Source organism: Phormidium tenue FACHB-1050, from assembly GCF_014696925.1.
GTDB lineage: Bacteria > Cyanobacteriota > Cyanobacteriia > Pseudanabaenales > Pseudanabaenaceae > Pseudanabaena.
The window spans coordinates 1-9315 of sequence record NZ_JACJQY010000080.1; the positions used below are offsets into that span (position 1 = coordinate 1).

13 protein-coding genes are annotated in these 9315 nt (G+C 39.1%); 7 read left to right on the top strand and 6 right to left on the bottom strand.

The annotated features are described in order from the left end of the window. A partial coding sequence (locus H6G05_RS24520) for a class I SAM-dependent methyltransferase (protein ID WP_322096430.1) occupies positions 1 to 372 on the top strand: 372 nt, incomplete at its 5' end. A gap of 419 nt (positions 373 to 791) precedes the next feature. Continuing rightward, on the top strand, positions 792 to 1472 hold the full coding sequence (locus H6G05_RS24525) for a tetratricopeptide repeat protein (protein ID WP_206756226.1): 681 nt from the start codon (positions 792 to 794) through the stop codon (positions 1470 to 1472). 127 nt (positions 1473 to 1599) lie between these two features. Here H6G05_RS24525 and H6G05_RS24530 read toward each other — a convergent pair whose 3' ends face one another. Continuing rightward, positions 1600 to 1794, bottom strand: a complete 195-nt coding sequence (locus tag H6G05_RS24530) for a hypothetical protein (protein ID WP_190582546.1) — start codon at positions 1792 to 1794, stop codon at positions 1600 to 1602. 122 nt (positions 1795 to 1916) lie between these two features. On the opposite strand from H6G05_RS24530, the gene H6G05_RS24535 reads away from it, so the two are divergent. Together H6G05_RS24535 and H6G05_RS24540 are read left to right on the top strand one after the other, a co-directional pair. Further along, positions 1917 to 2369 carry an SRPBCC family protein gene (locus tag H6G05_RS24535; RefSeq protein ID WP_190582548.1) on the top strand — a complete coding sequence of 151 codons (453 nt, stop codon included), beginning with the start codon at positions 1917 to 1919 and terminating at the stop codon, positions 2367 to 2369. 34 nt (positions 2370 to 2403) lie between these two features. Beyond that, positions 2404 to 3414 carry a Y-family DNA polymerase gene (locus H6G05_RS24540; protein WP_190582550.1) on the top strand — a complete coding sequence of 337 codons (1011 nt, stop codon included), beginning with the start codon at positions 2404 to 2406 and terminating at the stop codon, positions 3412 to 3414. On the opposite strand, the gene H6G05_RS24545 is transcribed toward H6G05_RS24540, so the two are convergent. The 3 genes from H6G05_RS24545 to H6G05_RS24555 form a co-directional block, all read right to left on the bottom strand. Further along, on the bottom strand, positions 3411 to 3719 hold the full coding sequence (locus tag H6G05_RS24545) for a hypothetical protein (protein ID WP_322096431.1): 309 nt from the start codon (positions 3717 to 3719) through the stop codon (positions 3411 to 3413). The genes H6G05_RS24540 and H6G05_RS24545 overlap by 4 nt on opposite strands. Before the next feature lie 110 nt (positions 3720 to 3829). Continuing rightward, a complete protein-coding gene (locus tag H6G05_RS24550) occupies positions 3830 to 4048 on the bottom strand; it encodes a hypothetical protein (RefSeq protein WP_190582553.1) in 219 nt (72 codons plus the stop codon). Between the two features lie 192 nt (positions 4049 to 4240). Further along, complete coding sequence (locus H6G05_RS24555; RefSeq protein ID WP_190582555.1) at positions 4241 to 5212, bottom strand: aromatic ring-hydroxylating dioxygenase subunit alpha; 972 nt, start codon at positions 5210 to 5212, stop codon at positions 4241 to 4243. Between the two features lie 647 nt (positions 5213 to 5859). Between H6G05_RS24555 and H6G05_RS24560 the strand changes: the two genes are divergently transcribed. Further along, positions 5860 to 6066, top strand: a complete 207-nt coding sequence (locus tag H6G05_RS24560; RefSeq protein ID WP_190582557.1) for a hypothetical protein — start codon at positions 5860 to 5862, stop codon at positions 6064 to 6066. 106 nt (positions 6067 to 6172) lie between these two features. Here the strand turns inward: H6G05_RS24560 and H6G05_RS24565 are convergent, their stop codons facing one another. Beyond that, positions 6173 to 6538 (bottom strand): transposase, encoded by a 366-nt coding sequence (locus H6G05_RS24565; RefSeq protein WP_242025813.1) that lies wholly within the window; start codon positions 6536 to 6538, stop codon positions 6173 to 6175. Between the two features lie 53 nt (positions 6539 to 6591). On the opposite strand from H6G05_RS24565, the gene H6G05_RS24570 reads away from it, so the two are divergent. Continuing rightward, positions 6592 to 6843 carry a 3'-5' exonuclease gene (locus H6G05_RS24570; protein WP_242025815.1) on the top strand — a complete coding sequence of 84 codons (252 nt, stop codon included), beginning with the start codon at positions 6592 to 6594 and terminating at the stop codon, positions 6841 to 6843. 169 nt (positions 6844 to 7012) lie between these two features. Further along, positions 7013 to 7693 carry a hypothetical protein gene (locus H6G05_RS24575; RefSeq protein WP_190582558.1) on the top strand — a complete coding sequence of 227 codons (681 nt, stop codon included), beginning with the start codon at positions 7013 to 7015 and terminating at the stop codon, positions 7691 to 7693. A 34-nt stretch (positions 7694 to 7727) separates the two neighbouring features. Here H6G05_RS24575 and H6G05_RS24580 read toward each other — a convergent pair whose 3' ends face one another. After that, complete coding sequence (locus H6G05_RS24580; RefSeq protein WP_242025817.1) at positions 7728 to 9155, bottom strand: CAP family protein; 1428 nt, start codon at positions 9153 to 9155, stop codon at positions 7728 to 7730. Positions 9156 to 9315 lie beyond the last annotated feature (160 nt).

The following is a 9315-nucleotide window of genomic DNA, read 5'->3' on the forward strand; positions in this document are numbered from 1 at the left end:
AACCTGAGCATTCACAATTACTTTCTAGCCAAATGTACAGATTTAGTGAGGGAAAATGGGCTGATAGCCATAATTACCAGTTGCTTCACTCTTGATGCTGCCAATACTAGCTTTCGGAGATATCTAGCGAGTAAGTTAGAGCTTGTGACTGCCATTAGATTGCCAGATATAGCTTTTAAGAGATTTGCCAACACGGAAGTAGTTGCCGACATTCTAATTTTCCGCAAGCTCACAGAAACTGAACAGATGGCGATGAATCGAAAAAATTACCAATATCCTGATTGGGTTAAGACATCCCCATCAGGCAAATACACAGTCAATCAGGAGCCAATCATGATTAACCAATGGTTTATGGAATTAGCTGTAGCATAGTGACAAAGCTAAAGAGTTATTCACCACATCTAACTTATCAAAAAAGCGAGTCAATCTTATTTCAATAAGACTGACTAACTTTTTTGATAGGTAACCTTACTAGAAAGGATTGGTGATGTGGTTGGTACTAGCCTTGCATCTCAAGATTGATTCGCAGGATGGATACTTAAGTTTTAAAAAGCTGTCAGCAAGCTGTCAATCTAAGCGTTATTGGTATCGAGGCTTTATTAGGTAAAAAGCTAACGAATCCCCATCACATTTAGAGGCTAGCGCTTGTTCGCAAACAGCGATCGCTTTTTTTATTGATTAAAATTTATCTGGAGATCGACTCGCTAAGGCTAAAATTTTGAAGTAGTCTCAAAGGCAGTGTTATGACTTCGCGGTTTTACTCGGTTGCGTTTGTTTTGATAATTAGCATTTTGGGATTTGGACTACCATCAGATTTGTCTTTAATCACTGCCCAAGCGCAGACAATACAAAGCCGCAAGAATGATGCAAATCGACTATTTGAGCAAGGGAAAGAGAAAGTTAAAATCTCTCAGTTTGAGTCTGCTTTGCAATCATTTCAGCAAGCATTAACGATCTACAAAAACATTGTAGACAAAAGCTCTGAGGGCAAAACTCTGCTTTATATGGGGTTAAGTTACTTTTCTATCAACAAATTTGATAAAGCTTTTGAAAACCTACAACAATCTTTGGCTATTATGAGGGAAATCAAAGATAGAAAGGGTGAGGCGCAAGTACTTGGAAACCTTTGTAATGCTTATGCTTACAAAAGAGAATTTGAAATAGCTTTGCAATATGCACAGCAAGCTTTAGTAATTGATCGAGAAATCAAAGATAAACGCGGTGAAGGTCAAGATTTAGTCTGTCAAGGTCTTTCATATTATTTTCGTGGCAAATATGACAAAGCTATTGAAAGTTTTCAGGCATCTTTAACCATTGCAAGGGGAATTAAAGCCCAAGCTATTGAAGGTCAAGCACTAGCTGGACTGTCGGTTGTTTACGACAAACTAGGACAAAAGAAGAAAGCAGAGGATTACCTTGGTCAATCTTTGGCAATCACGCTACAACTCAAAGATACATTTGTAATGCGCTAATCCTAATTAACGAGATAAATATGCTCTAAATTAGATGTATAGAATTATTTATAGATTGTCGTTTTGGTCTAGTTGCTTTTGCTGATTTGCAGTCCAATATTTTGTGTAATTTAATGCACCTAACTACTTATTTAACAAACAGTGGAATTATCTGCAAAATCGAATAACTAGCGATCGGACCAGCGATCGCCATTGCCACAAACCAAGGAAATATTTGCCAAATGCAATATGCTATCACAGCCAAAGCGGCGATCGCAGGGATGAAAAATAATATGCGTAGGTATCTGAGTCGAGATTTTGGTGTAGCTGATTTTAGTTCCATGTTTGAATTGTTCTAGGGGAAAGTTTCGATTATGAAATAGATAGTGATCGCTTATTGCTCAAAAAACGATGGAATAGTAACATCATTTTCATTGATACCCATTGATTTACAAATATAGTTGTATGTACCACTTCATTACTAAATGGTATTTCAATGCTCCCATTGAAAGTGTATGGCAAGAGATTGAGGACACCTCAAATATTTCTGGATGGCTAACAGATTTTCGCAAGGTTTCCCCGTGCAATTCAACAAATGATCGTCCTAGTGTCGATATTGATGTTGAGTATCGTGGTGATCTGCCTTATACCTTTCGTTTTAATTTGAGGGTTGTTAAAGTAGCACCGCCCCACCTGCTAGAACTTGAAGCAACAGGCAACTTGATTGGTCGGGGGAAATGGGTACTGGAAACGCAAGGTCACGGTACATCCGCCACATATTTTTGGGATGTGACAGTTGCCAATCCCTTCTTTGCTCTTTTTGTCAAACTACCCTTGTTCAAAGCCATCACTGAAAAGAATCACAATGCCACAATGGATAGAGCCTATCAAGCTTTAAAACAAAAATTACAGGCTTAGCTTGGAGTTTACGCCTCATTATAAATTTTACGATGTGCTTTTTGCGTCTGTGCCAGAAGTTGAGATTTATTCGATTGATGAATGCTTCTTAGATTTGACGGGCTTCGCACATTTGGGAACCGATGGACTAATAGAGCTTTGCGTGAAATTGCGAGAGAAAGTTCTTAGATGGACTGGCATTCCTACAGGTATTGGTATTGCCTCAACTAAAGTTTTATCAAAGGTTGCTAATCGAGTTGCTAAGAAATCCGTCAGTGGTGTATCAGAATTACTGACTGACGAGCTGCGCGATCGCGTACTGAACAATCTAGAAATCGAAGATATTTGGGGAATAAATCAACGCTTGGGTGTGCGCTTGCGATCGCATGGTATCTCGACAGCGGCTCAGTTAAGAGATGCGAATGAATCATTAATCAAGCAAATCATGGGCATTGTTGGGGTCAGGATTATGCACGAGCTGCGCGGTTTATCATGCTTGCCACTGGAAGCGATCGCCCCACCACAAAAGCATATGATTTGTTCGCGATCGTTTGGTCAACCTTTGACTACGCTCGAACACATGCACGAAGCGCTCGCCCATCATGCAGCAAGGGGAGCGGCAAAATTAAGGCATAGAAAATTAAGAGCTTCGGTTCTAGGGGTGTTTTTAACGACTAACCGATTCAAACCCAATGACTTGCAATATAGCAATTCGGTCACAGTTTCTTTGCCGACGGCAACAAACAGTTCTCAAATATTGATTCGGTATGCCAAGATCTGTATGACCAGTATTTTTCGAGAAGGATTCAGTTATAAGAAATGTGGCGTAAGTCTGAACGATTTAAGCTCGGTTGATGCGGTGCAGTTGGATCTGCTATCACCCGCAGTTGATCGCCATGATGAAAAGTTAATGGCAGTAATTGACTCGCTAAATAGGCGCTATGGATCTGGAACGATTAGATTTGCCAGTGAGGGGACTAGGCAAGAGTGGAGAATGCGTAGCGATCTGCGATCGCCCAGATATACGAGTTGTTGGGATGAGTTGCTGATGGTGAAAGCAAATTAAGCAGATTGCAAAATCAATTCGTTAGGAATCGAAACCCAAACCTTGAACTGGTTTGCTTCAGGAGCGATTAATATTGCCATGCCCAAATCTAAATCTCTTCTACATCCTGCGATCGCATCGTTGAGAGAGTTATAAGCTTTATCGACTACAAAGATTTTGCCTAGAAAGATAATCGCTTGTTCATTGCCAACAACGGTGTTGATTACAATCGAGCGAACTTGGTTTAGTGAATTGAGGATCATTGCTTTTGCCTTGTGAACGTTTTTCTCTATGGGGTTAGTATCGCGTTCTATCAAGGTTTGCACTGCGATCTCGAATCTATGCTCCTGTGATGTTGAGGGTGGGAATATGCGATCGCTATCACAATAATGTCTCGTCTTAACAGATTGTCACAATCATGTTTATTGCAGTCACATCACAATTCATCAAGCTCAAAGTCATCATCATTTTTTAAAATGTTCTCAGGTTTTGTTTCGTTTTTTGCCAGACCATTTGTTTCAGTTTTTGCCCGACCATACATATTACCTGCATTCCCCATTTTCATTCTCTTAGAACCCTTGATAGGAAGCTCTTTTATAGGGTGATTATCGAAAAAAGGATCAAGTGATTCTAAATTGTCAATTGGTGAAGTCATATCTATATCTCCATCACAATATCTAAACTAATTCACAATATAACAGCTATATCAGCCAAGGTTAACCAGAGCGCAACAGTATCAAATTTTAATGACGCATCCTGTATTTACGGACTTGTGTCCGCAATACCGATATCAATATTCAAGCGATCGCCTAAGTTGGAATTGTCCGATCTGTGGATGGCAGAACGACTAATTCTTAAAAAACTGACGGCACATTTTGCGATACTCCACCTGTAAAGCATCTGATTGAACGTGTAATTCTGCATTGAGGTCATAGGGGACAATTTGGGGGCGTTGAGATTCCACAATTGGTTTATCTTGATTAAAAATCTTTAAGACTCGTTTACGCGCATCTGCATCTGCCCAGTTACCAGTAAAAAAGCTCCGTTGATTAATCCACTTACTTACCGTTGTCTGATCGTCAATCGGAACATGAGCGCTGTAAACGAGCAATCTACCAAATACTAAATGTACCTCTAGCACCGTAATATTGGGCATAAAGAAAGCCGTTCTAGATTTAACTGTTGAAGGTTGCTTTGATGCCAAAAAGCCCCAAATACCCTTAGGTGGTGACGCATTGACCATCACAGTTGCCCCCGCACCAGTTGGGTAATTTTCTACTGTAAATTCGGTAATCTCTGGACGATCTTTATCTCCAAATGCACCAGTGTGAACAAAAGGTACATGTGCAACATCTAAGGCATTTTCAATAACACGGCTGTAGTGGGTATGCCAAAGAAAATCTCCATGAAGAGTTTTGAGTTTAGCATTATTGAAATTAGGCAATTCTGGAATTGGGATACGCTCAGCTTCAGGTACATCACCCATGAATAACCAGACCCAACCATACTTTTCTTGAGCTTCATAAACCTTGACCTTAGCTCTATTAGGGATAGGTGTATCGGATGAATTAGCAGGAATATTTACACAGATTCCATCGGCTTGATATTCCCATCCATGATAGGGACAAACTATACATTCACCTTTGCTCCGTCCACCAGATAGAGCAGCCCCACGATGAGCGCATAAATCCTGCATAGCTACAATCTTTTGGGAATCTGTGCGATAGATTGCCAAATCTTGATCTAGTACCTTAATACGCTTAGGGATAGATGTAATTTCATCTGAAAACTCAACGGCATACCAGAAATTGTTTAGCATAAATTAATCTTAACTGCCTTAATTCATAAATAAGATTTAGCTACTTCAGCAAAGATGGAATCAGACCGACTTTGTTGATTGGCGCATATTACTCACTTCATGCTTGATGGGTAGTAAAAATGGTCGTGAAACAACAATAAACTTAGTCTAACCGATCGCCTAAGTTGGAATTGTCCGATGTGTGGATGGGAACCTTAATCTATTTCCACTAGAACCAAAAGGAGATCGCATTGTATAAAGTTTCGATTTAAAGCCCAATATCTCAAATGTATTGTTACTTCGTGTCTGAGCCTGTGCTGTAGTTTTTGCGCCCGATGGCAGTAGTGAAAATATTCCTTTTGGCGATCTTCGTTGTCCAAAGTAGGCGATAACCACAGTACTCATGAAAAAGACCTTAGCCTAGTGGAAAGAGTCGAATCCATAGAGCAAAAAGTCAGTGATAGCGAGCGGTATAAATCTTGGTTTCGCAAATTTTAGTTTTGTAAAGAAGAATCCTATATTGGCGGTGCTTTGCACCGCCAATATAGGATTCTTCTTTGTCTTTTGTAAAGTTATTATTCTAAAAATTCTCAATTTTGTAAAATTGTATACAATAAGAACATGTTACATATGCATTAGCGATTAAATGTTTGGAGTTAGTTATTATTATGTTGGGTCACAGCAGAGCAGCTCATTATCAAGAAGGCTTACGCGATCGCGATGCAGGAAAGCTGCCACGCAAAAAAAACTCTGCTTATCTAGAGGCGTATCTTAGCGATCGCCCAGGTGGTCTAGATGTAGTGATGGACTATTTCCCAAGGATAGAAGAATATATTCATTGGAAGTTAAATCACTCAAAGTCTTCAAGTATCTAAATAGCTATAGCCCAAGCAAAGAGTGGCAGCGCGATCGCAAATCTATGTTTGTTCAAAAGGACTTGCGATAGCGTCGCCTCCATATATATAGAACCCATTTGGTATCTTAGGAAGCTTTAGCAAGGCGCTTAAGCATAAGCCTGATAAAGCAAAGATGAATTCTCGCATTAGAGTTGTCTAAAGTTCTGTCGAAGTTTTTGACCAGACTTTTACAACGATCCATCCAAGCATTGGAACGTTCGACAATCCAACGCATAGGAATGACGACAAAACCAGATATGCCCAAAGCATTCTTCTCCTGACTAGACATTTTCGGAGCAACCTTAAACCTAATCTTGGTCATAATCTGCGGATAAAGCTCTTCTAAGGCAGGGATCAACTTATCAGGATGATAACCATGATCAACCATGAGAGTTATCTTGGGAATATTCACGGGTTTAGATTTAAAGTAATCAATGTTTTGAGCAAACATTTCAAGCAAAGCTTTGTCATCGGACAGACTTGCCTTCGTACAAAGGGTAAAGAATGGCAAACCCAGAGAAGAAAGATGCTGGTATACCTGTGGAATGGCTAAACGAAGACAGTAACAGCAAGCGTTACCACCCTGAAGCGCAAAGCGTGAAACTGCTAACAATGCACAGTAGCAAAGGGCTTGAGTTTCCAGTGGTGTTTATTCCTGGTGTGGGATTTATGCCAAATCAGTCTCAGGCGATCGCAGATGAAGCGAGGCAGTTATACGTGGCGATGACTAGGGCTACTGAGTTTTTAGAGCGATAGGGATTCGGTGTTTGTGAAGAGATTGGAGAGGGTGCTTTAAGGGTGCGATCGGTTGGTATTACGAAGTGCGATCGTTTGTAGATTTATTCTAACTTTACAATTATGATTTATTAATCATATTCAGGTTTTCGTTACTTTTGTATTCTTTCAATTTAAAGTAGGTAGAAACATGTCTGACAATGAAGATAAAAAGGGATTTGATTTTGACAAATTAAATACGCCATTGACAGTATTTGCGACGATTATGGTTGCTTTAATTGGTTTTTATGGCAATCAAAAACTGAATGATATAAATGCAAAAGTTCAAGAAGGACAGCTTGAATTATCTAGACTTCAGTTCCAAGACTCTCAACAAAAAGAAAAATATGACTTTATTACAAAAAATGCACAGTTAATCATCAGTGATAAGGAAAAAGAAAGGCAAATTGCAATTGCGTTAATCTTGCTTCGTTACCCAGAAGACGCTAAAAAACTCTTTGAAAGAATTAATGATTCTTTGCCCGTTGACTCGAAGCTCAAAGTTGATGATTCAACAATTAAAAAAGCTGAACAACTCAAAACTGACATAGATACTTGGGGAGTTGTAATTAGTAGTGATACAACTTTGGCAGAAGCAAAACCTGAGATGGAAACTGCATTATCTAAGGGTTATAAGCAAGTAAAAATATATAAACGTGGCGAATTCTTTGCAACTGTAATTCTATATCCGAATCATCCTAATAAACCAACAGAAAGTGAACTATTAGGAGTTCGTGCAAATCTTCGTGATGGTATTTTTCCTGTCAATATTAAAGAATGGTGCTTAAATCCTACTCAGAAAGAAGGTGTTACTGAGTGTACTAACTCCTGAATAGCAGTTAAATGTTTGCCATAACGAATAACGGCTAAGGCTTAAGTACATTAGTAGGAAATTGACTAGATACATTGCCAGCAGGAGCATAGTTACAAACTACATAAAAGGCATTATATGTCTGGTCACCAAGTGTTTTATTCCCCTTGGCAGTACCACAACCCAATTGGGTGGTACTCTTCCACACCACCTGCGTAAAATGTCCTGTACTCTGGGAAAAACCAGGGGAATCATAATTATACTGGCTCACTTCATTGTCATACCAATTTTGCATCGTGCTATTGGCTAGTGTATCGGGGGCAATAGAATTTTCCGTTGTGTAACTAACGTAAATGTTTTCGCCAGAACCACTTCTCTGATCTTGATTGCTATGGGCAAGCTCACCTGAAGAAGCAATCCGCTCTGCCCAAGCTTGCGCCTTAGCATTTAATGCTCTATCTATCACTAGGTCTGGGCTACGATGAATACTGCGATAATAATTATGCTTTGACAGTATTGTTTTAATAAATGTGGAATCAACAGTATTTTCAGGTGGCGGTGCCTGAATAACACTAAGCTGCTCTGCAATCTCTTTAGCGATATTTGAAGGAACGTTCGGTGGCGACCAACTAGCAGGGTCAAGAAAGTCTTTTACTTCAGGTTTTTGATTAATAGCATCAAGATCTAAAGTTGAAATGGTGTTTTGAGGATAAGCATATCTCTCACCCTTTTTAATAATTTGCTCCTCTGGAATTCTAGTTGATTTAACTTGGATATCTCCCTCAATAACGTCAATTGTTATACCAATTTCAGAATTCAATGTTTGAATTATTGTTCGTTGAAAGCAAGGCAAGATAGTTATCTCATCCGAGGCTTGAGCTACTAATAATTTTTTGATTTTAGTAGCTTTAGCAATTTCTGGGACATCAAGGTTAACAGAAGATTTACTATTTATATTTACAACTGTTAATCCATTACGATTTATAATTGTTAATCCCTTACGATCTCCACAAGAGCGACTTTCACCTCCCTGCCGCCACCCCATCAAGTAATTTCCACTAATAATACAAGAAAACCAATAGTTAGAAGAGTATTTACTAGGTATGGTTTTCATAATTAACCCGCCATACTCTGGCGGCTTTTTCTTCGATAAACGAACAAGTAAATGGACAAGAGATGCGTAAGATTTGCTGTCACCTTCCACGATTAATTGATCCTTTGGATTACTAAGTTGGGTGGCTCCCACTTGAACTTTTTCTGTCCGAGTATTATTGCCCCTACGAACGTTTAAACCTCTACCCTTATAACTATCAGCTTTACTACTGATTAATACACTAACTGGTTGCTTAGCTTCAACTGGACTATCAAACCAAAAATGAATGAGTAGACTGACAATCAAAGTTATTATTCCTACTAAAAAAATCGCTAACCGCTTATATTTTTTGTTTTGCACGAGTGTTTTCCAAAATTTAATCTGATTCATTGTTCTAAAGTAAGAATTCAGGTAAGAATAGGGATGAGAGAGATGGAAGAAGGATCAACTAAAGCTTGACGAAAAAAATCAATGACAGATTTACCTTGAGCTTTACAAGTTTGAATAACCGTCAATAAAGCGGCGGTATTGCGTAAACCATCCATAGAAC

Excerpts from the sequence above, each read along its gene's own strand:
- H6G05_RS24580 (WP_242025817.1), bottom strand. The coding sequence starts at position 9,155 with ATGAATCAGATTAAATTTTGGAAAACACTCGTGCAAAACAAAAAATAT.
- H6G05_RS24550 (WP_190582553.1), bottom strand. The coding sequence starts at position 4,048 with ATGACTTCACCAATTGACAATTTAGAATCACTTGATCCTTTTTTCGAT.
- H6G05_RS24535 (WP_190582548.1), top strand. The coding sequence starts at position 1,917 with ATGTACCACTTCATTACTAAATGGTATTTCAATGCTCCCATTGAAAGT.
- H6G05_RS24560 (WP_190582557.1), top strand. The coding sequence starts at position 5,860 with ATGTTGGGTCACAGCAGAGCAGCTCATTATCAAGAAGGCTTACGCGAT.
- H6G05_RS24565 (WP_242025813.1), bottom strand. The coding sequence starts at position 6,538 with ATGTTTGCTCAAAACATTGATTACTTTAAATCTAAACCCGTGAATATT.
- H6G05_RS24530 (WP_190582546.1), bottom strand. The coding sequence starts at position 1,794 with ATGGAACTAAAATCAGCTACACCAAAATCTCGACTCAGATACCTACGC.
- H6G05_RS24570 (WP_242025815.1), top strand. The coding sequence starts at position 6,592 with ATGGCAAACCCAGAGAAGAAAGATGCTGGTATACCTGTGGAATGGCTA.
- H6G05_RS24575 (WP_190582558.1), top strand. The coding sequence starts at position 7,013 with ATGTCTGACAATGAAGATAAAAAGGGATTTGATTTTGACAAATTAAAT.
- H6G05_RS24555 (WP_190582555.1), bottom strand. The coding sequence starts at position 5,212 with ATGCTAAACAATTTCTGGTATGCCGTTGAGTTTTCAGATGAAATTACA.